26 protein-coding genes and 2 pseudogenes are annotated in these 24,034 nt (G+C 58.5%); 15 read left to right on the top strand and 13 right to left on the bottom strand.

The window, feature by feature from the left end:
• Positions 1–97: 97 nt before the first annotated feature.
• Both V6S97_RS29280 and V6S97_RS27600 read right to left on the bottom strand, forming a co-directional pair.
• A pseudogene (locus tag V6S97_RS29280) lies at positions 98–211 on the bottom strand (nucleotidyl transferase AbiEii/AbiGii toxin family protein); the annotation flags it as partial.
• Between the two features lie 30 nt (positions 212–241).
• Positions 242–685: a helix-turn-helix domain-containing protein gene (locus V6S97_RS27600; RefSeq protein WP_019565673.1), complete on the bottom strand. Its 444-nt coding sequence runs from the start codon at positions 683–685 to the stop codon at positions 242–244.
• 69 nt (positions 686–754) lie between these two features.
• On the opposite strand from V6S97_RS27600, the gene V6S97_RS27595 reads away from it, so the two are divergent.
• Both V6S97_RS27595 and V6S97_RS27590 read left to right on the top strand, forming a co-directional pair.
• The gene (locus V6S97_RS27595) at positions 755–1,990 is read left to right on the top strand and encodes an MFS transporter (RefSeq protein ID WP_334428259.1); all 1,236 of its coding nucleotides are present in this window, start codon (positions 755–757) and stop codon (positions 1,988–1,990) included.
• 200 nt (positions 1,991–2,190) lie between these two features.
• The gene (locus V6S97_RS27590; RefSeq protein WP_334428257.1) at positions 2,191–2,853 is read left to right on the top strand and encodes a zinc-binding dehydrogenase; all 663 of its coding nucleotides are present in this window, start codon (positions 2,191–2,193) and stop codon (positions 2,851–2,853) included.
• A 98-nt stretch (positions 2,854–2,951) separates the two neighbouring features.
• Here V6S97_RS27590 and V6S97_RS27585 read toward each other — a convergent pair whose 3' ends face one another.
• Together V6S97_RS27585 and V6S97_RS27580 are read right to left on the bottom strand one after the other, a co-directional pair.
• A complete protein-coding gene (locus V6S97_RS27585; protein ID WP_334428256.1) occupies positions 2,952–3,683 on the bottom strand; it encodes an SDR family NAD(P)-dependent oxidoreductase in 732 nt (243 codons plus the stop codon).
• A 72-nt stretch (positions 3,684–3,755) separates the two neighbouring features.
• On the bottom strand, positions 3,756–4,337 hold the full coding sequence (locus V6S97_RS27580; protein WP_334428255.1) for a TetR/AcrR family transcriptional regulator: 582 nt from the start codon (positions 4,335–4,337) through the stop codon (positions 3,756–3,758).
• Positions 4,338–4,583: 246 nt separating this feature from the next.
• Between V6S97_RS27580 and V6S97_RS27575 the strand changes: the two genes are divergently transcribed.
• The 4 genes from V6S97_RS27575 to V6S97_RS27560 all read left to right on the top strand — a co-directional run bounded on the left by V6S97_RS27575 (position 4,584) and on the right by V6S97_RS27560 (position 6,850).
• Positions 4,584–5,096: an RrF2 family transcriptional regulator gene (locus tag V6S97_RS27575; protein ID WP_334428254.1), complete on the top strand. Its 513-nt coding sequence runs from the start codon at positions 4,584–4,586 to the stop codon at positions 5,094–5,096.
• 11 nt (positions 5,097–5,107) lie between these two features.
• The gene (locus tag V6S97_RS27570; protein ID WP_111799498.1) at positions 5,108–5,860 is read left to right on the top strand and encodes an SDR family oxidoreductase; all 753 of its coding nucleotides are present in this window, start codon (positions 5,108–5,110) and stop codon (positions 5,858–5,860) included.
• 13 nt (positions 5,861–5,873) lie between these two features.
• Positions 5,874–6,311: a cupin domain-containing protein gene (locus V6S97_RS27565; RefSeq protein ID WP_035201026.1), complete on the top strand. Its 438-nt coding sequence runs from the start codon at positions 5,874–5,876 to the stop codon at positions 6,309–6,311.
• A 92-nt stretch (positions 6,312–6,403) separates the two neighbouring features.
• Positions 6,404–6,850, top strand: coding sequence for a carboxymuconolactone decarboxylase family protein (locus V6S97_RS27560; protein ID WP_334428253.1), 447 nt, complete (start codon positions 6,404–6,406; stop codon positions 6,848–6,850).
• Between the two features lie 265 nt (positions 6,851–7,115).
• Here V6S97_RS27560 and V6S97_RS27555 read toward each other — a convergent pair whose 3' ends face one another.
• The gene (locus tag V6S97_RS27555) at positions 7,116–8,093 is read right to left on the bottom strand and encodes an oxidoreductase (RefSeq protein ID WP_174051361.1); all 978 of its coding nucleotides are present in this window, start codon (positions 8,091–8,093) and stop codon (positions 7,116–7,118) included.
• Positions 8,094–8,184: 91 nt separating this feature from the next.
• On the opposite strand from V6S97_RS27555, the gene V6S97_RS27550 reads away from it, so the two are divergent.
• Entirely contained in the window at positions 8,185–9,126 is a 942-nt protein-coding gene (locus V6S97_RS27550) for an AraC family transcriptional regulator (protein ID WP_334428252.1), read from the top strand.
• Between the two features lie 322 nt (positions 9,127–9,448).
• Here the strand turns inward: V6S97_RS27550 and V6S97_RS27545 are convergent, their stop codons facing one another.
• Both V6S97_RS27545 and V6S97_RS27540 read right to left on the bottom strand, forming a co-directional pair.
• Positions 9,449–10,702: a type II toxin-antitoxin system HipA family toxin gene (locus tag V6S97_RS27545; protein ID WP_191218522.1), complete on the bottom strand. Its 1,254-nt coding sequence runs from the start codon at positions 10,700–10,702 to the stop codon at positions 9,449–9,451.
• Entirely contained in the window at positions 10,695–11,009 is a 315-nt protein-coding gene (locus tag V6S97_RS27540; protein ID WP_020808313.1) for a helix-turn-helix domain-containing protein, read from the bottom strand. Before V6S97_RS27540 ends, V6S97_RS27545 begins: the two co-directional genes overlap by 8 nt.
• Positions 11,010–11,251: 242 nt before the next feature.
• Here V6S97_RS27540 and V6S97_RS27535 point away from each other — a divergent pair.
• A pseudogene (locus tag V6S97_RS27535) lies at positions 11,252–11,581 on the top strand (hypothetical protein); the annotation flags it as partial.
• Positions 11,582–11,658: 77 nt separating this feature from the next.
• Here V6S97_RS27535 and V6S97_RS27530 read toward each other — a convergent pair.
• Both V6S97_RS27530 and V6S97_RS27525 read right to left on the bottom strand, forming a co-directional pair.
• A protein-coding gene (locus V6S97_RS27530; RefSeq protein ID WP_334428251.1) for an IS3 family transposase occupies positions 11,659–13,196 on the bottom strand; the annotation gives its coding sequence in 2 pieces (ribosomal slippage) (positions 11,659–12,611 and positions 12,611–13,196; 1,539 coding nt in all).
• Between the two features lie 221 nt (positions 13,197–13,417).
• A complete protein-coding gene (locus tag V6S97_RS27525; RefSeq protein WP_334428249.1) occupies positions 13,418–14,248 on the bottom strand; it encodes a universal stress protein in 831 nt (276 codons plus the stop codon).
• A 220-nt stretch (positions 14,249–14,468) separates the two neighbouring features.
• Here V6S97_RS27525 and V6S97_RS27520 point away from each other — a divergent pair, with 220 nt between their 5' ends.
• The 6 genes from V6S97_RS27520 (at position 14,469) to V6S97_RS27495 (ending at position 20,554) form a co-directional block, all read left to right on the top strand.
• A complete protein-coding gene (locus tag V6S97_RS27520) occupies positions 14,469–15,539 on the top strand; it encodes an HlyD family secretion protein (protein ID WP_442886125.1) in 1,071 nt (356 codons plus the stop codon).
• A 13-nt stretch (positions 15,540–15,552) separates the two neighbouring features.
• Positions 15,553–18,294 (top strand): ribosome-associated ATPase/putative transporter RbbA, encoded by a 2,742-nt coding sequence (rbbA, locus tag V6S97_RS27515; protein WP_334428248.1) that lies wholly within the window; start codon positions 15,553–15,555, stop codon positions 18,292–18,294.
• Between the two features lie 4 nt (positions 18,295–18,298).
• Positions 18,299–19,411 carry an ABC transporter permease gene (locus V6S97_RS27510; RefSeq protein WP_334428247.1) on the top strand — a complete coding sequence of 371 codons (1,113 nt, stop codon included), beginning with the start codon at positions 18,299–18,301 and terminating at the stop codon, positions 19,409–19,411.
• Positions 19,412–19,484: 73 nt separating this feature from the next.
• Positions 19,485–19,640 (top strand): hypothetical protein, encoded by a 156-nt coding sequence (locus tag V6S97_RS27505; protein WP_334428246.1) that lies wholly within the window; start codon positions 19,485–19,487, stop codon positions 19,638–19,640.
• 331 nt (positions 19,641–19,971) lie between these two features.
• A complete protein-coding gene (locus tag V6S97_RS27500; RefSeq protein WP_334428244.1) occupies positions 19,972–20,250 on the top strand; it encodes a hypothetical protein in 279 nt (92 codons plus the stop codon).
• Between the two features lie 37 nt (positions 20,251–20,287).
• Positions 20,288–20,554, top strand: a complete 267-nt coding sequence (locus V6S97_RS27495) for a hypothetical protein (protein WP_334428243.1) — start codon at positions 20,288–20,290, stop codon at positions 20,552–20,554.
• A 1-nt stretch (position 20,555) separates the two neighbouring features.
• Here V6S97_RS27495 and V6S97_RS27490 read toward each other — a convergent pair whose 3' ends face one another.
• The 4 genes from V6S97_RS27490 to V6S97_RS27475 form a co-directional block, all read right to left on the bottom strand.
• The gene (locus V6S97_RS27490; RefSeq protein ID WP_334428242.1) at positions 20,556–21,377 is read right to left on the bottom strand and encodes a universal stress protein; all 822 of its coding nucleotides are present in this window, start codon (positions 21,375–21,377) and stop codon (positions 20,556–20,558) included.
• A gap of 135 nt (positions 21,378–21,512) precedes the next feature.
• The gene (locus V6S97_RS27485) at positions 21,513–22,496 is read right to left on the bottom strand and encodes a zinc-dependent alcohol dehydrogenase family protein (protein WP_334428241.1); all 984 of its coding nucleotides are present in this window, start codon (positions 22,494–22,496) and stop codon (positions 21,513–21,515) included.
• A 63-nt stretch (positions 22,497–22,559) separates the two neighbouring features.
• Positions 22,560–22,697: a BON domain-containing protein gene (locus V6S97_RS27480; protein ID WP_334428264.1), complete on the bottom strand. Its 138-nt coding sequence runs from the start codon at positions 22,695–22,697 to the stop codon at positions 22,560–22,562.
• A 319-nt stretch (positions 22,698–23,016) separates the two neighbouring features.
• Positions 23,017–23,250 (bottom strand): hypothetical protein, encoded by a 234-nt coding sequence (locus V6S97_RS27475; protein WP_334428239.1) that lies wholly within the window; start codon positions 23,248–23,250, stop codon positions 23,017–23,019.
• Positions 23,251–23,574: 324 nt separating this feature from the next.
• Here V6S97_RS27475 and V6S97_RS27470 point away from each other — a divergent pair, with 324 nt between their 5' ends.
• On the top strand, positions 23,575–23,895 hold the full coding sequence (locus V6S97_RS27470) for an ATPase inhibitor subunit zeta (protein WP_334428238.1): 321 nt from the start codon (positions 23,575–23,577) through the stop codon (positions 23,893–23,895).
• The last annotated feature ends 139 nt before the right edge of the window (positions 23,896–24,034 follow it).

The raw sequence follows: 24,034 nt of genomic DNA, 5'->3' as shown, positions 1-24,034 counted from the left end.
CTCTTCCCCGGTCAAGATGAACTTCGCCACCCCTACAATTTACCCAGCTTTACACGACGTCTAAAGCGCTTAACGTCTGGCTATCTATGGATGTCTGTGGATTCACCTGCAGGGTATAGCCCTGTGTTGTCGGGTTCAGATATGGGAGGACCTGCGGATCATTGACGAAAATGTCGATATCGAAGCTTTCACGATGGTTTATCTGGAGCATAAGGGCGGTGTCACCGCCGGATGGTTTTGGTTATTGAGAGCTCCTGCTTCGGTTCGGCTTTTTCATCTTCCCGTGTTTCCCGCCTCGCTTGCCCGCCACATCCACAAGCCGCCGAAACGTAGGACACTCCATATGGGAGGGCGCCGGGCAATCGGCGACATGGCGGAGCGTAGCGCGTAGCGCCGTCAGTTCGCGGATTTTTTGGTCAATTTCGTCGGCCTTGGCGTGGATCACGTCACGCGAGATGTTTGGCGTTCCGTTCTTGCTGAACATCCCACCGATCTCCTCGAGCGAAAAGCCCGCCGATTTGCCCATTGCAATCAGTTTGAGCTGCAAGAGCACTTCAGGCGGAAACTGTCGCCGCAATCCATGGCGGGAAATTGAGGAAATCAGTCCGGCTTCCTCGTAATAGCGCAGCGCCGAGGGCTTCATCCCACTCTTTGCCGCGACCTCTCCAATATCCAGAAATTTCATGCTTGACCTCAAGTCGGCTTGAAGTGGCAGCCTGCTCTCGAACGAATATCGAAGCAAGTAGGTGAGACTGTGGAACAGACAAAATCATTCGCATTGGAAAAGGAAAAAACCGGAATAACGGTCACATTGGCGCTCGCGATGCTGCTGGCCTCGCTCGGCACTAGCATCGCCAATATCGCACTGCCGGCGCTGGTTGACGCCTTCGCCGCACCATTTTTGCAGGTTCAGGCGGTGGTCGTGGCCTATCTCGCAGCCATGACCGTGTCCGTGGTGATCGCAGGTCGACTTGGGGACAGCCGCGGGCTGAAGCCGATGCTGGTGGTCGGTCTCGCCGTATTTGCCATCGCCTCACTGCTGTGCGCCATTGCACCGAACCTGTCGTTGCTGATCGGCGCGCGGGCGCTTCAGGGCGTAGGCGCGGCATTCCTGATGACGCTCGCCATGGCGCTGATGCGCCAGACCGCACACGAAGCGCATGTCGGACGCGCCATGGGCCTGCTCGGCACGGTGTCGGCGCTGGGCACCGCGCTCGGCCCTTCGCTCGGCGGGCTGCTGATACCAGTCGCGGGATGGCGCGGCATCTTCTGGGTGCAGGTGCCGCTGGCGGTTCTGGCCCTAGTGCTGGCAATCAGGCTGCTTCCGGCCGGTCCTGCCAAGGCAAAGACGCTGTCTGTCACCCTTTGGTCGGTCATGACCCGGAACCTTGTTACCAATCTCCTCGTCAATATCGTGGTCGCTGCGGTCATGATGACGACGCTCGTGGTCGGTCCCTTCTATCTCGGCATCGCACTAGGCCTTACGGCGACACAGGTCGGCTTCGTCATGGCGGTCGGCCCGGTCATTTCCATCTTCAGCGGCGTTCCGTCCGGGCGGATGGTCGACGCTTGGGGCAGTGGCCGCATCCTCGCCATCGGCCTTGCCCTGCTGGCCGCCGGATCGTTCCTGCTGGCGCTTCTGCCAAATCGGATTGGCGTCACCGGTTATGTGATCTCCAGCATCGTGCTGACGCCCGGCTATCAACTCTTCCAGGCCGCCAACAACACCGCCGCCCTGGCCGAGGTCTCCAAGGACCGCCGCGGCACGGTGTCGGGCTTGATCAGCCTGTCGCGCAATATCGGTTTGATTGCCGGTGCGTCTGCCATGGGGGCGGTCTTTGCCTTCGCCGTGGGGATGGAAGAGTTCGCGCGCGCAACCGCGTCGGCCATCGCCTCCGGAATGCGGTTGACCTTCCTGCTGGCGGGCGGAATGATGCTCGTTGCAATCGGGATTGCGATCAGACATAGCAACCCCATTCCTCCGCCTTGAGGTCGCTGGGAGAAGTGACAGCCGTCGGAAACGAAGTAACAGGCTTTGCCGTCGGCGACCGTGTCATGGGGATGTCGGCGGCGGGGCCTATGCCCAGTGTGCGCGGCTCGATAGCGGGATGGCGGCTGCCATTCCGACCGGGATGTCCTTCATCGAGGCGGCCGCAGTCATGGAAAGCTTCGTCACGGGCTGGGAGGCTCTTGCACATCTCGGACAAACCGCAAAAAAGCGAGACCGTTCTCATTCATGCTGCTGCAGGCGGCATTGGATCGGCGGCAGTCCAGCCCGCCAAAGCGGCAGGAGCAACCGAGCTAGCCACCGCTTCGGCGGGCAACATCGGGAACGTGCTTTCGCAGGGCGCCGAAGCCGTGTTCGATTTTCAGCGGTCGGACTTCGAGGCGGAGGTCGTCGATGCGACGGCATCCTGTGGGGTCGATCTGATCATCGACTTTGTCGGCGGGTCCTACCTCGTCCGCAACATTCGTAGTCTTGCTCCTGGTGGTCGGCTTGTCCAAGTGGGCCTGTTGGGGCGAGATGACAACGCCATCATTCCGCTCGGGACTGTCCTACAATCACTTGCAATTGCTGGGCACGGTCGTGAAATCCAGATCGCGCTCAGAAAAGAGAGCTATGATCTGCCGGTTCAGGGACGATGTGCTGCCAATGATGGGCAAAGAACTTCAGCCCGTTGTCGGGGCACTGTGTCCGCCCTCAGCTACATCGGATGCCGATCGCCGGATGGACGCCCGCGGAGTGTTCGGAAAGATCGTTCTTGGCGATTTTCATGGGTGATGCCGGATACGCGGGGAGCTCTTGGACTGAGTGGAACTCGCGAATTGCACCGCGATAAGCCAAAAGATTGACTGCCGGTTAGTTTTGCCCAGCAGACTTCTGCACGAGGAAAGATGCCGGAGTGGTGGAGAGGGCCGCTGTGAACGGCCCTACCCCTGGAGCGCTGAATTTATAGCGCCCAGCCTCCGTCGATTGTCAGGCTCGATCCTGTCATGAAAGACGTGTCGGGACCCGTTAGATAGGCCACCATTCCCGCAATTTCCTTGGGGTCGGCAACGCGCTTCAAGGGGCTGCGGTCAGACAACATCTCAATGGCGCCGGCGCTCATGTCAGTGTCCGTTGGACCAGGTTGGATGTTGTTGACGGTGATGCGCCGCGGAGCCAGATCAAGGGCCAAGCCTTTCACCATCGCTGCGACCGCAGCCTTGGAGAATTGGTAGACGCTTGCTCCCGCCATTCCAGTCCGTTCCGCCGTGTTCGACCCGATCGTTATGACGCGGCCGCCATCCTTCATGTGTGGCACTGCGGACTGGATGGACAAGAAAACGCCGCGGATGTTGATGTCGATCATTAGATCGAGCTCTTCGAGAGTGACAGCATCCACCCTGTTGAGCCGCAAAATCCCTGCATTGACGACGACTGCGTCAATTGGCCCAAAGATGTCGACAGTCTTTGCCACCGCGCCACGGATGGCGGCAGCATCTGCGCTATTGGCCTGGATGGCCACCGCGCGGCGCCCACTCTTCTCGATCTCGTTCACGAGCGCCTGTGCGCTGTCCGGTCGCGAAACATATGTGAAGGCGACATCGTAGCCGTCTTTTGAAAGTCTTTCGACCGCAGCCGCGCCGATACCACGGGCACCTCCAAATACGAGGGCGGTCTTTCGTTCGACGATTGTCATGGGATTCTCCTTTTATTGACATATCAGTCCATAATTGAGCAAATCAAAAGCCTCCTTGTTGTGGAGGCCGCGTTATGGTTTTAGACGCTGTGTTGCAAATCGTGCCATCGCCTTCAGATCGAGAGCTTTTGCGCCGCCACGCGCAGCCACCTGCAGGCCGGTCATCGTCATCTGAATGAACGCGGTAGTTTCTTTAGCGTCGAGAACGGGATTGATTTCCCCCGAACGCTGGCCCTCCAACACTCTCTCCAATATGCGTCGACCTAACGCCGCACTGGCAGAGTTGCGGCGCGAATTAAGGTCCGGGTCTGTCACGCCAAACTCGCCGACTGATCCAACCCCCATGCATCCCAGCGCCCGCTCGCAATCGTCTTCCGACACAAGACCGGAAAGCAGGTCTTCGATGCCTTTTATAGGCGATGTCGGGCCGCTCAACCTCATGACATGCCCAGTGTTTGTCCGCTGCTGATAGGTATCCAGCGCTTCCAGATAAAGAGTACGTTTGTCGCCAAAGGCGCCGTAGAGGCTTTGTCTGCCGATGCCCATCGCCACACGCAGATCATCGGTAGAGGTCGCGGCAAATCCCTTTGCCCAGAACACCCTCAGGGCTTTCTCCAACGCTGCGTCGCGGTCAAATTCTCTCGGTCTTGCCATGCGGACGACGTACCAATTATTGATTGATCCGTCAATAATTAAATTCCCACCATGCGGCGGAGATATACCGGGGCAATTGCAACATGTTCGGGCGTCGATGAGAGTGCGAGCTTCCTGACTATGGCAAGCCCCGGCCGCCGGAGCGCGGTTTTCTGTCATATTCCGAATTTTGAACGGTCTATGTGATCCCGGATTGACATCGAAGTTAATCGTGGATATTTTATATCCATGATTAGGAGATGCACCATGAAACTGAGCGAAGGCGTCGAGCAGGCCATTCACTGCACGGCATTCCTGGCGGGGCTGTCCGAAGACGGCGTCCTGTCGGCGGCAGCACTGGCTGAACTCCACGGCGTATCGACGAGCTACCTCCTCAAGCATCTGCAGGCGCTTTCCGGCGCCGGGATCGTCGCAACGACGCCGGGTCCGAAGGGTGGATATCGGCTGGCCAAGGCGCCAAAGGACATCAGGATGCTCGACATCGTCCTCGCGGTCGAAGGACCAGCGCCCGCCTTCCGGTGCGCCGAGATCCGCCAGCGCGGGCCGAATCCACTTCCGGCGCGCTACTTCACTAAGCCCTGCCAAATCAACGCCGCGATGCTGAAAGCCGAGAAGGCCTATCGCGCAGAACTCGCCAAGGTGTCCGTCGCGGACCTTCTGGCGGACCTTGGTGCAGCCGACGACGGTGGTATCGCCGCCCGGGGATGCGCCTTCCTTGAACTCCACGAACGCAAGACGGGCAATCGCGCCTCGTCATAGGAGAAAGCACCATGACCAAGATGAAGAAGGTCGTCGTCATCGGCGGCACGGGCCTGATCGGCTCGAAGGCAGTGAAGCTGCTACAGGACGCCGGCCACGAAGCCGTCGTCGCAAGCTCCCGCAACGGGATTAATGCCTACACGGGCGAAGGACTGGCCGAGGCGCTTGCGGGCGCCGACGCCGTCATCGACGTGTCGAACATGATGTCTTTCGATAAGGCCGTCATAACCGACTTCTTCGACAAGTCGAGCCGAAACCTGACACGTGCCGAACAAGCCGCGGGCGTGCGCCATCACGTCGTCCTCTCGATCGTCAACGCGGACCGCCTCGCCGCGAACCCATACATGGCCGGCAAACTCGCCCAAGAAGACGCCGTCGCAGCATCGGGCCAGGCCTACACCATTGTGCGCGCGACACAGTTCCACGAATTCACGGAGACACTGGTGGGCGCCTACTCGGCCGACGGCGCGGTGAAAGTGCCGGATATCGACTTCCAGCCGATCGCGGCCGACGACGTCGCCGCTGCTTTGGTGGAAGCCGCGCTCGGGGAGCCGAAGAACGCATCCGTCGATCTTGCCGGGCCCGAACGGGCACCGTTCGAATCCTTCATCCGGACCTATCTCGATGCCAAGAGCGACGCTCGTCCGGTCAACGCCGACGCCGCCGTCGACTACTTCGGCGCTTCCGTTGTCGCCGGCTCGCTGGTTCCCGGCGGAGACTACATCAAGGGTGCGATCACGATCGCCGAGTGGCTCAGAACATAGGAGGGAAACAATCATGAAGACCATCCTCCATGCCGCTTCAGCCCTTGCGGTCTCTCTGGCCACAGCTTCCGCTCATGACGTCGCCAAGCCTGGACTTGCATATGATACGAAGGACGCGAAGGTGACGCTGGTTTACGAGCATCCCCTCCCGGACGTTCCCGGCAAGAGCGTGAAGGGCGTCCTCGTCGAGTACGGCCCCGGCGGCTACAGTTCCGCTCACACGCATGCAAAATCCGCCTTGATCTATGCGACGGTTCTCGAAGGCGCCATCCTAAGCGCCGTGAACGGTGGCGAGACGAAGACCTTCATCGCCGGGCAGAACTTCACCGAGCTGCCGGGCGACCGCCACGACGTCAGCGCCAACGCCAGCAAGACCGAGCCGGCGAAGCTGCTTGCCGTCTTCGTCGTCGATACCGATGACACCGCCCTGACGACACCGCGAAAGCCGTAGCGCTACCTACCAGACCTACCCCCTCACCTAGCACACGCAACGACGGTTTCTCCGGCGAACGGAGAACCGTGTCCACGAGAAAGGAAAACAATATGTCCCGCATGAACTGGTCCGAAGTCGCCCCCGAGGGTGCCAAGGCGCTCTTCGGCGTGCATCACTACGTCACCAAGAAAACGAACCTGCCTGAGGAGCTGATTCATCTCGTCTTCCTGCGCGTGTCGCAAATCAACGGCTGCGCCCATTGCATCGACATGCATAGTCGCGATCTGCGCAAGACGATGTCCGTCGATAAGATCACGCTTGTTCCTGTCTGGGATGAGGTGCCTCACCTGTTTAGCGACCAAGAACGAGCAGCACTGGCCTGGGCTGAAGAAGTCACGAATGTCAGCCAGACCCACGCCTCGGACGAGGCCTATGCCGCCGCAACCGCAGCTTTCGAACCGAAGGACCTCGTCGATCTGACGATCACGATCGCTGCGATGAATGCGTTCAATCGTCTCGGGGCGCCATTCCGGCTTCCGGTTGCAGCCAAGGCGTGATCGCGCTAGCAGTGCAACCGCATAGGCACCTCCCTGCCGGGCCGTCGAGGTCCGACAGGGTGTTTCGACCTGCAGATGCGACCATCCCGGTCGCCATCTCCCAGACACGGAAGGCATTATCCGGATCGAACACTTCAGAGTGTTTATGAAGGTGAGCCGCTGTTTTACTCCTGCGTGAAACCGACTGACCACGATGTAGCAGGCCTTCGACTGCCCGAAGGCCTCGCCTGACAACACCGCAAATCACTCGTGTGCCGATATGCGCTCAGCCTCGACGATCACGTACTGACAAGCCCGTTAAATGCTCAGAAATCAGCCAGAGCCGTTCAGCAGCCCGTGGATCCATGGCCCAAGGCGCCACACCTCTGGTCCCATCCGTCTCCGCCTGCGGCAGGGCGACTTCGCAATCTTCGCAGTAGACGCCACCAATCCCGTTGAGTTCGGGTCGCGTTGCTGCCCAGACGCTTGTTGCTGCCCCTTGTTCCGGCGTCTTGAGATCGCGCGATGGATCGACTCGACGATTGCCATTCTCGTCGTAGACATCAAAAGAGTTGATCTCGTCTTCGGTAAGATGGCGGGCGAGATCGGTCAGGATGATGCCCGGGTGCAAGGAAAATGACCGTATGCCATGCCCTGCTCCAAGCCGATCAAGTTCAAGCGCGAACAGAGCATTTGCCGTCTTCGCCTGGCCATAGGCCTGCCACTTGTCATAAGGGCGAGCCTTGAAATCAATGTCGTCGAAATCGACTGGACCGATTTGATGGCCGCGCGATGACACAGAGACCACCCGCGCGTTGCCAGCCTTGACCAGCGCAGGCCACAGGCCTGCAACCAACCGGAAATGGCCGAGATGATTGGTGGCAAACTGGCTCTCGTGCCCAGCCTGATCCCGGGCAAGCGGCGTCGCCATGATGCCGGCGCTGTTGACCAGGATTGAGATGGGCATGCCCGCCGCAACGATCCTGTCAACAAAGGCGGCAACCGATGCGGGATCCGCAAGATCCATCGCTTCGATAACAACATTGTCGATACCGGCAAGTGTGCGTTCGGCCTTTTCGCGATTGCGAGCCGGTACGATGACACGAGCGCCGGCACCAGCGAGCGCCCGCGTCGTCTCGACGCCGAGACCGGAATAGCCGCCGGTGACAATCGCCGTCTTGCCGGAAAGGTCGATACCCTCGGTGACCTCGCGTGCCGTGCTGGATGCGCTGAAACGAGATCCAATAGGTTTCTGTTCGGACATGTTGTTACTCCTTCATTTGTGGCTCTGGTGTCCGTCCCCTATATCGGGTAGCTTCTCGGAGTCCCCAGCCTGCAGGATCCGGATTTCTGTCGTGATCGTCCAAAACATCCAGGATCCCCTGTCCGACGTGCTCAGCGCCATCGATGCGCGTGCGCTGTTCTCCGTGCGTTTTGCAGCCGGAGGCGCGTGGTCTGTTGCTTTTCCACCACCGGGCTACCTCAAGTTCAATGCAGTCCGTGAAGGCGTTGCCTGGCTGATCTCGGAGGGAGAGGCACCGTTGCGCATTGAAGCCGGCGATTGTCTTGTGGTCAGCGGCAAGGCGTTTACGCTTTGCAGCGATCCCAACGTGACGCCGATAGCAGCGGCAGAGGTATTCGCTGGGGGTAATCTCGATGTCTCAGTGGGCGATGGTCGGGAATTCGTGCTCCTAGGCGGCAGCGTCAACCTCGATACCGTCGATGGCTCACTCCTCACCGACGCCCTGCCGCCTGTTGTAGTGATTGACCACGAAGAGGCCGGACCGATTGGCTGGCTGCTCGAACAGTTGGACCTGGAGTGGAACAGCGCAGCACCGGGTGCTCGCGTCGCCTGCAACGACCTGCTGCGTCTGGTGTTTATCCATGTCCTGCGTGCCTATATGGCGCGCCAGACATCACAGCATCCCGGCTGGCTCGCCGGCCTTGCGGATGCTCGTCTGGCGCCGGCACTGCGGGCCATCCACGCCGATCCATCGCGCCGCTGGACGGTAGAAGCACTGGCGTCTCTTGCCGGCCAGTCCCGCTCCGGATTTGCCGAAAGATTTCGTGCCACCGTCGGAGCATCGCCGATCGACTATCTCGCGAACTGGAGGATGCGGCTTGCCGCCGCCCGGCTGCGGCGTGGCAACGAGCCACTGCCACGGATTGCCCAGTCGCTCGGCTATGGATCCGACAGCGCTTTTGCCGCCAGCTTCCGCCGCGCCATCGGCCAATCGCCGGCGCGTTACCGTTCCCTTTATCGCGACAAGATGCAGAGTGAGGTTGCCAAGTCGTGACCGCTGGTTTGCCACTAGCCGGTCTGGTGCGCAGGCAGATGCAGCGTTGCAGCAAGTCCTCATTGTTTGCGACCGCTTTCAATTTGGACATACTCCGCATCATACGCCTTGAAAGGATCTGAACCGTCGGCGCGCTGTTGTTTAAAGGTACTCTCGCGATGCCATCTCAGAAACTGTGGATGCTGCGGAGCACCATGTCGTGCAGGAAGCGCTCTCGCTCAGAATCGTTGATGATACTCTTTAGCAACGGGTGAAGATGCGCCAAGAGAATTGGCGCACGGGCTAGGACGGAGCTTCGCCGCCACCGCTCGGCCGGACGGCTTTACTCCGCGCACGTGCCAAGGATCGATGTCATCAGCCTGACATGCGTATCGATACGCTCGAGAATCTTCGCCGGAGCAACACTACGTTCCGGCAGCGACCACCAAACTTCGTTGACGCGCTCGACCGTCTCGACCACCGCTTTGAGCACGGCCGCTTCCGGCAGCCGCGCACGATTGGCGAAGGCTTTCCATCGCTGCACGTTCAGCGCCTTGAAGGGCCGTTCGCCGGCGAGCGACAGAGCCATGGCATCCGCAGGGATGTAAGGGATCGTCGAGAGCACGTCATAGACGGGCGCGAGCTGCGGTTTGTCACCTGCCCCGTTATAGATCAACGACCAGTTCTTCAAGTGCATGTCGCCATTGCCGGTGATGGCTATCAGAGCCAGTCGGCGGACGAACTCAAGAGCAGCGGTGGACGATACGGCAACGTTCAAGGCTGCGGCGATATCATGATAGGCGGCACCTTCGTATTTCCGCGAAGGATAAACGCCGAACACCTGCGCGAAATCCTCAATATGGATGCGCTCGCCGCTTGCGCCGCGATCGAAGCGTTTAACGAGCAGGACTTTTCCATCCGACAGCGTCTCGAACTCCTTCGGTATACCTTCAAACTCCGACTGCTCGACCAGTTCACGTTCCGGCACTTCCATCCCGATCGCTTCAGCTAACGCGAGATTGGCATATTCATTTTCCGACACCCCGGGAAACGAGGTCGATGGAAACTTGGCGATGTAGGATCCCTGGTCGTCGCCGAGCGGCAGAGTTAGTCCACCGCCCTTCCCCGTATTCTTGATGACCGAAAGCTTCATCTGGACGCCGGCAAGCGAGAACCGGGCCTTCGGCTTGGGAGCGGACAGGTTGTCGAAACACACAACCGTTCCGTCACTCGGCACGACGCGGACTGCGCCAGGCAGATCAGACCCAAGCGCGAAAAGCAGGTCGAAATCGTTTCCCGCGCGAACACTCCCCGCGTGGTGTTTTTCCATCGCCTCGCGCAGCTTGTCTTCGGGAAGCAGATTGGCAAAGAACGCCGGTAACGCTCTGGCGACGGGCTTCGGATCCTTCCGCAAGCCGCCAGTGGCTGCGCGAAAAGACAGACTAAGCACTGGAACGCCGCCGGTTGCGCGATAGCTGTCTGCGAAGCTGAAGGCGTTGAAGTCGCCAGGCGTCCGAACAATTGTACCGACCTTCACATCGTTCAGCAGCACGTCGAGCGACGAGATGGATCTCGGATCGGGAGCAACCTCAGACATTCTCACCCTCATCTGGGTGAGCCATGAATGCCGGGAGATCATCCAGATCGTCGTGCGGCCGCAGCAGGGCATCAACAGCCGGAACCATAGCTTGCGGGATGAGCATCAATTCAAGCCCGAGCGCGCGGGCGATGTTGATGAGGGTCGTCGTGCGCGCAGCACTGCTTCCGGTTTCTATCTCACGATAGCGGGGACGCGATATGCCTGCCATCTCGGCAACCTGTTCCTGTGTCAGCTGCCGGACTTTACGGGCAGCTTTCAGCAATTGTCCGATTTCCAGCAGAGCATCTGATTCAGACCGTGCCATATCGCCTACCAACCACTCTCCCTAGTATAGGAGGAGATATCTTAAACTCATCGCGCAGGTCAATAGAAAAGATATCTTTTAGGATCATTTCCTAACATATGATCTGTTTATATATCTTTCACGTTATTTTCTCAATTGCCGCCCACCGACGCTGAGATGCACTAACCATACATGTTTTGTTTACCGCACGACCATATTTCCGCTCGCCCTCGGCACTGGTGCCAGAGAGAAACGGAATGAGCATGCCCAAACACGATCTTTCATCACGTCATTTTCAGCGAAAAATTTCGGAATTTTGCGAGGTGCGTATTGCACCGATATCCTCGAAGCGGGTGCTGGAAAATATCCGCCCTTACCTGACCAGCCTGATCATCTACCGCAAACGGCCGCCAATCCTGAACGGCCATCTCGACTGGACTGCGATCGGAGAGGCCTGCGGTATCGAAGACGACATGACCACTGAACTCAGGAAGCAATTGCGGCCGGCCCTTGATGAGATCATCCGTTGGCTGAAGGCGCCTCCAGTCGCTGATGACATTTCTCCAGCCAAGCCGTCTGCCCGAACAGGTAAGGCTGAAGCGTGTTGATTTCCGCGCAGAAGTGAGCCGGTTAGGCGCATAAGGGGGTGCGGATAAAAACTTGGACTGTTTTAAATGCTCAGGCCGAGGCTCTTACGATATTCGACCGGGCTGAGTGATCCCAGTGATATTTTGATGCGCGTTTCATTGTACCATCGGATGTAGGCGTCCACCTCTGCCACGAACTGCTCGATCGTGATGACCTTCCAGTCTCGTGGATAGAAGAGCTTGGTTTTCAACCGACCGAAGAACCCTTCGCACGCGGCGTTGTCTTGCGAGCAACCCTTTCGGGACATCGAGCGAACCAGTCTCGCTTCACTGATACGGGTTAGCCAGCCCGGCCATCGATAATGGGCTCCGCGATCGGAATGGATGATTGGCCGTTCCTCGCAGTTGGCGACGGTTCCAATGGCTGCATCCAGCATGGTGTTGACGAGACCCGCATCTGGTTGGGTTCCGATGGACCAGCTGATGACCATGCCGTCAAAGCAGTCGATGATGGGCGAAAGGTACACCTTACCGGCTGGGATCTGGAACTCGGTGATATCTGTCAGCCACTTCACGTTCGGCGCTTTTGCATGGAAGTCGCGATTGATCAGGTTCTCGGGCGCTGGACTGATCTCTCCCAGATAGGATCCAAACCGCCGTCGACGCGGCTTGGCAACGACCAATTGCTCCTGCTTCATCAATCGCTGGACAACCTTTTCCGAGATTATCACGCTTTGTCTGGCCAGCGACGCCTGCAGTCGTCGATAACCGTAGCAACGACGGTTCGCTTCAAAGATCTCCGCTAGGCTGTGGCGGACGGCGGCATACTTGTCTGCCAGGCATATGCGGGCGCGATGGTAGAAGTAGGAGCTGCGGGCAATCCGAAGCTGGGCAAGCAGCTCTGGCAAGCGATAAACTTCCTTAAGGGCGTCAATCAGCCGGGTCTTCTCCCGATTACTAAGGATCTGCAGATCGACGCCCAGGTCTTTTTTTAGGAGTTCGTTGGCCTTCTTCAGGAGATCATGCTCGAGCTGTACTGGCGGACATCACGCTGGAGGGCTTCAAGCTGGCGCTCGAGCTCTTCACGTTCAGGCACCTTGGGGTTGGATTTGCGGCGTTTCATGGATGAGGGAGCCTCGTGACCGAGTAGCTGTTCTTTCCAGCTGTACAATGTCGGCCTTGAGACGCCCAGTCGGTCAGCTACCTGTTGAGCGCTTTCATCTCCACTGCATAATTCGATGACCCCCGCTTGCCGGACCTCCTCGGAATAGCCAGGGTGCCACGATCGACCGACGATCGATGTCCGCGCCTCCGGGAACGCCTCACGAACCCATGCGGTTAAAGTTCCTCGACCGGGATAGCCGAGCGTCCTCATCGTCGCAGAGATGCAACGATCATGGGTGCGAAAGTGCTCAAGTGCCACCTGCCTCTGAGCCTCTGAGTATTTTGGCGCTCGCGCTACCGGCTGAGTACGCAGGTCGAAATGCTGTACGTACTCGCGATACCAGCCCCTCAACGCATTCTTGGTGGGATATCCCAGCTGGCGAATGGTCGCATTAAGTCGCTTGCCCAGCCGGATATAGAGCTCAACCGCTCGAAGTCTGTCTGCGTAGGAATACATGAACTACCTCCTTGGTGGTCCAAGTTTTCGTCCGCATCCCCCCAACAATCATAGTCTGCGGCAAGAGCCCGGAAATACATTGCTTCACCTCATTGGTAGAGGAGCAGTTGAATAGTCGCGCCTTCGCTGCGCGACGGGGCAGTCGCTCGTTAAAGCCGGGCCTCTCGCGTCCTGCAGAGCTAGACGATGCGCCCTTATCGAGGTCGAGCGGGGGTTTTCGCCTATCGAGCCAGGAATACCGGGCACTGGCACTCTTCAAGCATGGACGCGGTGACACCACCGAAAATCCGCTCCATGAGCCTGGAATGGCCGTAAGCGCCCATGACAATCATGTCGCAGCCCAGCTCAAGCGCATGCTGCCGAAGCACCTCCCCCGTCGGCCGCTCGCCACTGGCCACCTGCTCGACAGTTGTCGTGACGCCATGACGCGCAAGGAACGTGGCAATGTCGGCACCCGGCTCACCACCGTTCTTGAAATAATTGCTGTCGGGGTCAACCAGAACGACATGGGTGTTTGCGGCCCCTTTCAGGAGGGCAAGCGCCGCTTTTGCGGCATTAGCGGCCTCGGGCTTGGAATTCCACGCCAGCATCACGTTCTGCGGTGCTAGGCTGGTGTTGCCGGTTCCCGGCAACAGAAAAATCGGCGTGCCGGCATCGAATGCGACCGCGGCGATGACGGTCTTGCGCAAACGTCCATCGGACCGAACGCTCGGTCCAAGGACGACAATATCCGCGTATATAGCCCGGAGACGAATGTTGCTTTGAACGATGAACAGGTCGTCGTAGACGCTATCCAAATCATAGGATATCCCGGCCTTCCGGCAAAGATCATCAGCTTCCTGACGAACTTCGGACAATTCATCAATTTCTTTTTCTCTTTCTTCGAGCCAGGCCGTCGCGACGGGATAATCCGCTCCGAACGGCTGGAGGGCTGCTGCGACAACCAGGACCGAAAGATGTGCGTCAGTATCGGCGACGAGATTGATTGCATTGTTCAGATCTGCAGTGGCTTTCGAAACGCTGACGATCGCAAGTATGGTCTTGAAGGACATGTGGTGGCTCCTTTTGTCGGTTAGGATGAAATGGAGCCAGCGTGACCGAAAAATGAGAAGGCCGCGATGATCTTCGTCAACCTCTGCTGCCGCTGTGTGCAGAGGCGTCTGCCTCCTCCACTTGGCCGGGAAATCGGGCCTTCCCTTGATCGCCGTCAAGGCGGACCGTCCGAAGCGGGAGCAAGCATCGTTTCACGAGCTTCGTTGAGGGTACAGGACATTGAACCGCTTCTGGAAAATTGGTCTTGGCGCGATTCTTTTGGCCAGCACGACCTACTTCACGTGGAAGACTTACGAGAGCCATGTGGCCGCTCAATCACCCAGTGGAATTGCGAGCGGCAACGGGCGGATCGAAGCCGTGGAAATCGATATTGCCGCGCGCACGGCCGGTCGTCTTCACGCGGTCTATGTAAGAGAAGGAGAATTCGTCAAAGCCGGCCAGATCGTGGCGACCCTCGATATCGAGCAGTTGATCGCCCAAAAGCGCGAAGCGGCGGCGCAATTGTCAAGGGCGAAGATCGGCGTCGATACCGTCAGGGCTCTTGTTACCCAACGCGAGGCCGAAAGAGATGCAACGGCCGCGGCGGTGGCCCAGTCTGAGGTGCAGCTTCACTCGGCGCAAAAGCGGCTGGCAAGAAGCACACAGCTTTCCCGAAGCGGGTCAGTTTCAGACCAGACCCTTGATGACGATCAGGCGCGAGTCGATGGAGCCGTGGCTGCGCTTGGTGCGGCAAGAGCCAATCTGGCTGCGTCAAAAGCCGGGATCAGCGCGGCCAACGCTCAGGTGGTTGATGCACAGGCTGCCGTCGAGGCAGCCGAGGCGACCGTTGCAAGGGTCGACGCTGATTTGAGCGACAGCCAGCTCAAGGCATCGCGGAGCGGCCGGGTACAATATATCATCGCTCGTCCCGGCGAAGTCGTCGCCGCCGGCGGACGCGTGCTCAACATGCTAGATGTCGGCGACGTTTACATGACGTTTTTTCTGCCGACCGCCGACGCCGGCCGGACCGCCATCGGCAGTGAGGCTCGCATCGTGCTCGACGCAGCGCCTCAGTATGTCATTCCAGCGCGAATCTCGTTCGTTTCCGACGTTGCGCAATTTACACCAAAGACAGTCGAAACGGACGAAGAGCGCGAAAAACTCATGTTCCGCCTTCGCGCGCAAGTGCCCACGGAGCTGCTTCAGAAATATGTGGCCCAGGTGAAAACAGGGCTTCCCGGGCGGGCCTATGTGAAGATCGATCCGAATGCATCCTGGCCCGAGCGGCTCGCTAAGCCGCTTTCACCGTGAGAGGTCGCGCCCAATGGACACGATCGGGAAAAACGATGATGTCGTGATTTTGAAGGATGTCAGTCACGCCTACGGCAAAATATCAGCGCTCGACGGCATCTCTTTTTGCATCCCTTATGGGCGCATGAGCGGCATTGTCGGCCCGGACGGCGTCGGCAAGTCCTCGCTCCTTTCGCTGATTGGCGGCGCGCGCAAAATCCAGGCTGGCGAAATTCAAGTGCTCGGGGGCGACATGCGCCGCGCGAGCCATCGCCGGCGTGTCTGCCCATCGATCGCCTACATGCCTCAAGGCCTCGGCAGGAACCTTTATCCAACGCTTTCGGTGTTCGAGAATGCAGATTTTTTCGGGCGCCTGTTTGGTCAGGGGCAAGAGGAACGAGAATATCGCATAGAAAGGCTATTTCGCCGAACGGGTCTTGTCGGCTTCAAGGACCGGCCAGCGGGAAATCTGTCGGGAGGGATGAAACAGAAGCTCGGTCTGTGCTGCGCCCTCATTCATGACCCGGAATTGTTGATCCTCGACGAGCCGACGACCGGCGTCGATCCTTTGTCACGTCGACAGTTCTGGGAGCTGGTTGACGATATTCGCCATGAGCGGCCCCGCCTCAGCGTCGTCGTCGCAACCGCCTACATGGAAGAGGCTGCCCGCTTTGACTGTCTGGTCGCAATGGATGGTGGACGAACGGTCGCCATTGGTTCCCCCGACCTTTTTTTGTCTTCGACCAATACCCGGACGCTTGACGACGCGTTCATCGCACTGATGCCTGAGGAAAGACGGACCACTCATCGTCTTGCCGAACGGTCACCGCCGCGGGTTCTGGACGATTATGCCATCGAGGCTGACGGGTTGACCAAGCGCTTCGGCGATTTTACCGCGGTCGACAATGTCAGCTTCAGGATCCGCCGCGGCGAGATCTTTGGTTTTCTCGGCTCGAACGGCTGCGGCAAGTCGACGACGATGAAAATACTGACGGGCCTCCTGCCGTCGAGTGGCGGAACCGCGAACCTATTCGGAATGCCGGTGGATCCGCGCGACATCGATGTTCGGCGGCGGGTGGGGTATGTCAGCCAGACATTTTCGCTATATTCTGAACTGACAGTCCGGCAGAATCTTGAGCTGCACGCCAAGCTCTTTGGGCTGCCGAGCGCCACCGTGGCTTCCCGCATTGATGAGCTATCCCGCCGGCTCGAGCTCTCCGAGATCCTTGATAGTTTTCCCGATGCTCTTCCGCTAGGGATCCGACAGCGGATGTCGCTAGCAGTCGCACTTGTCCATGCTCCCGAAATGCTGATCCTCGACGAACCGACGTCGGGTGTCGATCCGATTGCCCGTGATCAGCTCTGGGCGATGCTGGTCGACCTATCGCGTAACGACGGTGTCACCATTTTCATCTCAACCCATTTCATGGCCGAAGCAGAGCGCTGCGATCGCATCTCGCTCATGCATGCCGGTCGCGTTCTGGTGAGCGACACGCCAGCTGCTATCCGCGAGAGCCGGCATGCCGTCACGTTGGAGGAAGCCTTCATCGGCTATCTGGAAGAGGCGATAGCCGAGCCTGCCGCGAGGGAGCCAACAAGGCCCGAGGAGAAGCAGCATTCAACGATCCTCGCGCCCCCCCGGAAAAGCAGTTATTTCAATCTGCATCGAACCCTCAGTCTCAGCCGGCGAGAAACGCTGGAACTGCGCCGCGATCCGATCCGCGCGACATTGGCGTTGATCGGCAGTGTCATCCTGATGTTCGTCGTCGGCTATGGCATCAACATGGATGTCAACGATCTTACATTCGCCGTTCTGGACAACGACGATACGGTTACGAGCCGAGACTACGTCGCAGATATTGCCGCTTCCCGTTACTTCCTGGAACAAACGCCGCTCATCGATTACGCTGATCTCGACCGGCGCATGCGCGATGGTTCGCTGGAGCTGGCCATCGAAATTCCATCCGGGTTTGCCCAGGACATTGCCCGCGGTCATGACGTAGCGATCGGCGCCTGGATCGACGGGGCCATGCCACAGCGCGCCGAAACGATTCGGGGTTATGTCGAGGGCATGCACCATGCATGGCTTTTGCGCAAGGCGCGCGAGATCTTCGGCGACGATACGCCCGGACAGTTCTCCGTGGAGACCCGTTTCCGCTACAATCCAGGTATCGAAAGTCTCGTCGCGATGGTCCCGGCCGTCATTCCCCTCCTGTTGCTTCTGATTCCGGCGATGTTGTCTGCGCTTTCAGTCGTTCGGGAAAAGGAGCTTGGATCGATCGTGAACTTCTATGTCACGCCGACCACAAGACTCGAATTCCTCATCGGCAAGCAACTTCCCTATCTGGCGCTGGGGATGGCCAATGCGGTTTTGCTCTGGCTCTTCGCCCTTTTCGTATTTCAGGTGCCATTCACGGGCAGTCTGCTGGCCTTTACGATCTCCGCAATTCTCTATGTCGCCTTCGCGACGGCCTTTGGCCTGTTAATCTCGACGTTCATGTCGAGCCAGATTGCCGCGATCTTCGGCACGACGCTGATGACGATTATTCCGGCGGTGCAGTTCTCCGGCATGATCGACCCCGTTTCCTCCCTTCAGGGCATTGGCGCGGTTGTCGGCCAGATCTTTCCGTCAACCTATTTCAACATCATCTCCCGTGGGACGTTTTCCAAAGGTCTGGGCCTGGAAAGCCTCAAGGCCGCCCTTATTCCTCTCATCGTGGCCGGCCCCCTGCTCATTGCCATCAGCGCCCTTTTCCTCAAGAAACAGGCTCGGTGACAAGATGCACTTCGCCAACGTCTTCCATCTTGGGATCAAGGAGTTGCGCGGCCTGCTAAGGGATCCGATCCTTCTCGGCTTGATCGTCTATTCCTTTACCATTGCCGTCTATGCCGAAGTGAAGGCGGTTCCCGAAACCCTGAACAACGCACCGATCTCCATCGTCGACGAGGACGCCTCTCCGCTGTCGCGGCGCATCGCCGATGCATTCCTTGCGCCATATTTCAAGCAGCCAGCGATGATAACCGCCGGCGAAATGGACACACGCATGGATGCCGGAACTGATACGTTCGCGCTAGACATCCCGACGAATTTCCAAAGCGATCTCATCGCCGGCAAGTCTCCGAGCATCCAGCTCAACGTCGATGCAACGCGCATGACTCAGGCTTTTTCCGGCTCCGGCTATGTTCAAGCAATCGTCTCGGACGAAGTCGGTTTCTTTTCAAAGGCCAGCGCGACCAGTTCCGGGCCCACAGTCGATCTGGCTCTTCGGGCCCGGTTTAACGCGGAGCTCAACCAGACCTGGTTTGCCGCAGTCATGCATGTCATCAACAACGTGACCATGCTGTCGATCATACTGACTGGCACGGCGCTCATCCGAGAGCGAGAACATGGAACGGTAGAGCATCTACTGGTCACGCCGGTCAGGCCACCCGAGATCATGCTCGCCAAAATCTGGTCGATGGGGCTGGTCGTCTTCGTCGCCACCGGACTGTCCCTCATCTTCATGGTTCAAGGTCTTCTCGATGTGCCGCTTGAAGGATCGTTGACGCTATTTATGACGGGAGCGGCTCTGCATCTTCTCGCCACGACCGCAATGGGCATCGCGCTTGCGACGATCGCCGGCTCGATGCCGCAGTTCGGCTTGCTGCTGATGCTGATCCTGCTGCCGCTGCAGATCCTCTCCGGTGCGACGACACCGCGAGAGAGCATGCCGCAGGTGATCCAGACGTTTATGCTCGCGGCCCCAAACACACATTTCATCCTGATGGCGCAGGCCGTGCTTTATCGAGGCGCGGGGTTCGCCGTCGTCTGGCCCCAGTTCATTTGGCTCGCAGGAATTGCCGGGGTCTTGTTCATTTTCTCCTTAACAGGTTTCCGCCGCTCTCTCAGATGAGATGCAGGCGTTGACGCGCGTCACGCACGTGAGCGACGTCTCGCTAGATTGGCACAAAGCAAGGAGAGTTATGATGCTGACTGCAAGATCCATCATGAGTTCCGATCCGATCGTGGTCGGGCCGCAAACGAGAACCTGGGAGGCCGCAAATGTTGTGCTGCATTGCGGCTTCAGGGGTCTGCGAGTCGTCGACGACGGCGCATCGGCATCATCAGCGAAAGCGATTTAAGTGCTGACGGGTCTGGCAGTGGTCGGAGCGTTCTCATTGCCCATCTTGCCATTAGCTGGCTGGCTCGGAATTGTCCCACTTCCGCTTCCGCTCATTTGCGGCATCGTCGTGATCAGCACACTTTATCTCCGATAGCGCCAAGCTTCGCTTTTTCCGAAACGGGATCACAAGCGCTATCAATCGAAGCGGCGGCAAGGAGTTAGGATCTGGGGCATCCAATCCAAGCGATGATGCGCTGTCCTGTGTCGCCACTTCCGCCATTGATCTTGGTCACTGATCATTCCCGCAGGGCCGCGTATCCTTCGTCAATGATCAACTCAAGGAGGACGTCATGCCTTTGAAACTGAAATCAGGATTCATGGTCTCTTCGGGGGCGGAAGCAAGACTGCTGATGGACTGCGGGGTTGGCGACCAGATCGTGCTGGTCAGCCAGGGAGCGCTGGAAGCGATTGCCGATCCACCCCGAGCCGACGAGTTCCGCCTGCAGCAATTCATCGAAGCGTTCAGCGAAATAGCCAGCGAAAAATTCGACAAGCACGCGCTGGATCAGACTGGACACGTCAACGTCACGGCCGACGACGCGCGCGCCTGGCGCGCCACCTGTCACTAGCAGCCGACGTAGCTGTTAGTAATCACTGGAGGCGACAATGAGCGACACTCAAATACCGGCTCTGGACCACATCGGAGCCGACCGAAAGGCACGAAATGAGCTACTTCTTCGGGCTCTGAAGTCGCACGATGTCCGAATTACTGAGACTGCAGAACTGCCGAAATCGATCGCCAATATTTATGGTTTCCACATCGTGATCGCGGCAAGCGGCATGTCCTGGTTCCTCATACACAAATGCTTTCATGGCTTCCTCCAACCTTTAAGCGGCGCGCCATTGGGCACCACGTCGTCCGTGATTTCCTGAGCTATCGTGCCAAAAAGACGGATTGCTTCGGGTGATCGATGATGGACTTGGTGACGCCGCCGAAAATCCGCTCGCGTAATCGGGAATGCCCGTAGGCGCCAATTACGAGTAAATCGGCTTCTTTGCTGGCTGTGTATTTTTCGATCGTCTCCGTCACCGTCAGACCATCGCTGGCCAGGCGATCGACCCAAAAGTCGATGCCATGCCGGGTCAGGTAGTCGCGTAGTTCCATCGCGTATTCCCGATCGTCGTTTGGCGGGTCGACGAGGACCAGGTAGACTTTCCGTGCCTGTTTCAAGAATGGCATGCTTGCCCGAACGGCGGCTGCCGTCTCTGGCGTATCTTTCCAGGCCACCACCACACGTTCCGCGCCAGATAAGGTTCCATGGGCGGGGTGAAGCAAGACAGGGACACCCGCATGAAACAGAGCGCCGTCCAGCACGGCGTTACGTAGATCCGGATCGACCAGAACGTCACGGCCAATAACGACCAGATCGGCAAATTGCGCCCGATGACCGATGACGTTGTCGATCTGGAGCTGTTCTGTGTAGACGGCATCGACGTCGAACGGAATTTTCTTCGATGGCAGCAATGCCTCAATGCGCTTGACATGTTCTTGCAGCTTGCTCTGCTCGGCCTGTCGCTGTCGCCACCAGTCTATCGAGACGCTCTCGAGCTCCGAGCCGATGGGCGGCAGCTCTGCCGTCGCGACCAGCACCAGCGAAAGGTGCGCTGATAGTTCGTGGGCTAGGCAAACCGAGGAGTTGAGCTCTTCATCGGTGACATCGTGTCTGGCCGCGTTCAGTATCGTTGCGAATGTCATTGCTGTCCCTCCGGTTGAGATTTAAACTAATCTGCGGCATCTCGGTCTATGTCTCGTTGACGAGCGTCAAGGGCACCGAACGCCGAAGTACACTGAAAACTGGCTACGTTTGGAGACTGACTTTATACTTTGCCATCAGGGAACCAGCACGGCCGCGCCGGTCAGTCTCCCATTCCGCAGATCGTCCAGCGCTTTGTTCGCATTGGAGAGCGGATAGACGACCGTATAGGTATGCACGCCAGCTGCGCGTGCCAGCGGAAAAAACTCTTCTGCGTCTTGACGCGTAAGATTGGCGACCGACTCAAGTTTGCGTTCGCCCCACAGGAGCGCATATGGCATGGCCGGGAGATCGCTCATGTGGATCCCGCCACAGACAATCGTTCCACCTTTGCGGACAGCTCGTAACGCGACAGGAATTAGAGCACCGACCGGTGCGAAAATGATGGCTGCGTCAAGCTCTCCAGGAGGTGCCTCATCCGAACCACCGGCCCAGCTCGCTCCCATTTCCCTCGCAAAATGCTGGGCTTGCAGGTCGCCTGGGGCGGTCAAAGCATAAACGTCTCTCCCCTGCCAGATGCAGATCTGACAGATGATGTGGGCGGCCGCACCGAAACCGTAGAGGCCTATCCGCTTGCCGGATCCGGCCTTCTTCAAACACCGCCAGCCGATCAGACCCGCGCACAGCAATGGCGCTAGCGAGATTGCGTCCTCACTCACTGGCAAATCAAACGCAAATTCGCTATCGGCGACGACATGCGTGGCAAAACCGCCATCTCGAGTGTATCCCGTGAACAACGGCTCATTACAGAGATTTTCAGTTCCGGCGCGGCAGTAGGAGCAGGCACCGCAGGTATGGCCAAGCCAGGGAATGCCGACGCGCTTTCCTATGCGTTTGTGCGAAACATGTTTTCCGACCTGTTCGACAATCCCGACAATTTCGTGTCCAGGGACGAGTGGGAGTTTTGGCGACCTCAAGTCGCCATCAACGACGTGTAGATCCGTTCGGCAGACGGCGCAGGCCTCGACGCGCACGAGCAACTCGTTATCGGTCGGCACGGGATCGTCGCCTTCGACGAGGACAAGCGGCTTACCCACCTTTTCAAGAACCATCGCGTGCATATCGTCTCCAAAAGAGGCCGCGAGCGATCCCGCGTACACAGCCTCACTTACCGCAAGGTGGGATCAAACGACCCGCAGGTGGTCGACGACGGAGCGTACACCCGGCGCCGCCCAGGCTGCGCGTTCCGCTGCCTGCCGTTCCGAACAGGCATCGACGTGACCTTCAAGCATCACCTGATCGCCGGCGACGTTGACCTTGATCTTGAGGGCCTCGACGCCGGCATAGCATTTGAGGGCATCTTCAATCCCTTTTCTTGACAGCGCCGGTCGAAAGCTTGGGAGTCACCTCAACTTGGTTGTTGACACCAAGAACCCCGCTCAGAGCGTAGACCGCGCCTTGCCGCAGCTTCCTTCTGATGCCACCATTCGGCGCAATCCTTTAGGGTCACCCAGCCCTTCTGGACCTGCACGGTGATTGCACCGCGCAGAACCACCGCATTCCAGGCAATCGTGTTAAGCGTGTTTCGCGATTTCGTCGCCGGCTCTGGGATTGGCGCCAAATGGCCGGACTTCGACCTCTTCAGCGATGCCCTTCACTCTGCACACGATTGTCTCGACCGAAGCCATCTGCGCGTGGGTCGGCACGTGGCCAGTCAAGGTGGCAACCTGCGTCATCGGCGGCGCCGACGTTTGCAGCATCGATGCTCGGCTCGAAGCCGAATTCATCGATGATATCCTGTCCCAACGTTTTATCGCCCATGATCATTTCTCCCTCTACGCTCATCATGAGCTCGGGAATGATCGGCGACGTCAAACGATTTTCCATTGACGCGCGTCAACGCCGGTTTGACACATTAATTCAGCGACCGAGGCTACTCGCGCAGGATCGAGCCCGACGCCACGCGGGGCGATAGACGAGACCGCGACGATCGTCAGAATCATTGTAATCAGGATCCACAAGAGCAGATGGTCTAGCAAAAATCGGCTCAGTCCGGTTCCTGCCCCCTCTCCATTACTTACGCCTCCGCATACGGTTGTTTGGATGGTAGAACGTCAAGTCTCGCCCCGCGTTGACCAACCGCAATCCATCGGAATGCGGCGAGCACTAAAATCTCTCGAAACCGACAGGAGGTGTGCGATGTCCGAGGAAGACCAACGCCGGCGATATCTGGAAGAGCACTACATCCTCGACTTCGCCAATCTGGCCAAAACGAGGGCAAAACGAGACGAGCTCCTTGCGATCTGGGCCGCGAGCAAGCTCGGTTGTTCCGATGTTCAAGCTTATCATGCCGAGTTGAGGCTTGCCGGACGGGCGGTGCCTGGAGATGCCGATATTCTCCAGAAAGTTCTGGCGGATCTACGCAGCAAGGGCGTTTTTTTAACCGAAGGCGATCTCCAGGCGAGGATGAACGAGCTGATGTTCGAAGCAGCCAAAGCGCTCGAAGCTGAACGAGCTTAAACCTTGACATCTCATATGGTGTCTACAAAGCCATCCTCGTGATGCTGTCATGGAACAGAAACTGAACCGCCCCGGCTTTACCGGAGACCGTTTGGTTTAAGTTATGCGGCCATGGCTGGCGCGTCCAGCATGGCGTAAT

Origin of the sequence: Agrobacterium sp. CCNWLW155, assembly GCF_036888815.1 — a bacterium.
Classification (GTDB): Bacteria; Pseudomonadota; Alphaproteobacteria; order Rhizobiales; family Rhizobiaceae; genus Agrobacterium; species Agrobacterium radiobacter.
Note: the sequence above shows the minus strand (reverse complement) of the source record. Positions and strands in the feature narration are given on the sequence as shown.

Coding starts and splice junctions, on each gene's coding strand:
- V6S97_RS27545 (WP_191218522.1), bottom strand. CDS start 10,702: ATGTCTGAGGTTGCTCCCGATCCGAGATCCATCTCGTCGCTCGACGTG.
- V6S97_RS27560 (WP_334428253.1), top strand. CDS start 6,404: ATGTCCCGCATGAACTGGTCCGAAGTCGCCCCCGAGGGTGCCAAGGCG.
- V6S97_RS27580 (WP_334428255.1), bottom strand. CDS start 4,337: ATGGCAAGACCGAGAGAATTTGACCGCGACGCAGCGTTGGAGAAAGCC.
- V6S97_RS27485 (WP_334428241.1), bottom strand. CDS start 22,496: ATGCACGCGATGGTTCTTGAAAAGGTGGGTAAGCCGCTTGTCCTCGTC.
- V6S97_RS27540 (WP_020808313.1), bottom strand. CDS start 11,009: ATGGCACGGTCTGAATCAGATGCTCTGCTGGAAATCGGACAATTGCTG.
- V6S97_RS27575 (WP_334428254.1), top strand. CDS start 4,584: ATGAAACTGAGCGAAGGCGTCGAGCAGGCCATTCACTGCACGGCATTC.
- V6S97_RS27570 (WP_111799498.1), top strand. CDS start 5,108: ATGACCAAGATGAAGAAGGTCGTCGTCATCGGCGGCACGGGCCTGATC.
- V6S97_RS27470 (WP_334428238.1), top strand. CDS start 23,575: ATGTCCGAGGAAGACCAACGCCGGCGATATCTGGAAGAGCACTACATC.
- V6S97_RS27505 (WP_334428246.1), top strand. CDS start 19,485: ATGCTGACTGCAAGATCCATCATGAGTTCCGATCCGATCGTGGTCGGG.
- V6S97_RS27510 (WP_334428247.1), top strand. CDS start 18,299: ATGCACTTCGCCAACGTCTTCCATCTTGGGATCAAGGAGTTGCGCGGC.
- V6S97_RS27555 (WP_174051361.1), bottom strand. CDS start 8,093: ATGTCCGAACAGAAACCTATTGGATCTCGTTTCAGCGCATCCAGCACG.
- V6S97_RS27490 (WP_334428242.1), bottom strand. CDS start 21,377: ATGACATTCGCAACGATACTGAACGCGGCCAGACACGATGTCACCGAT.
- V6S97_RS27600 (WP_019565673.1), bottom strand. CDS start 685: ATGAAATTTCTGGATATTGGAGAGGTCGCGGCAAAGAGTGGGATGAAG.
- rbbA (WP_334428248.1), top strand. CDS start 15,553: ATGGACACGATCGGGAAAAACGATGATGTCGTGATTTTGAAGGATGTC.
- V6S97_RS27565 (WP_035201026.1), top strand. CDS start 5,874: ATGAAGACCATCCTCCATGCCGCTTCAGCCCTTGCGGTCTCTCTGGCC.
- V6S97_RS27585 (WP_334428256.1), bottom strand. CDS start 3,683: ATGACAATCGTCGAACGAAAGACCGCCCTCGTATTTGGAGGTGCCCGT.
- V6S97_RS27500 (WP_334428244.1), top strand. CDS start 19,972: ATGCCTTTGAAACTGAAATCAGGATTCATGGTCTCTTCGGGGGCGGAA.
- V6S97_RS27495 (WP_334428243.1), top strand. CDS start 20,288: ATGAGCGACACTCAAATACCGGCTCTGGACCACATCGGAGCCGACCGA.
- V6S97_RS27525 (WP_334428249.1), bottom strand. CDS start 14,248: ATGTCCTTCAAGACCATACTTGCGATCGTCAGCGTTTCGAAAGCCACT.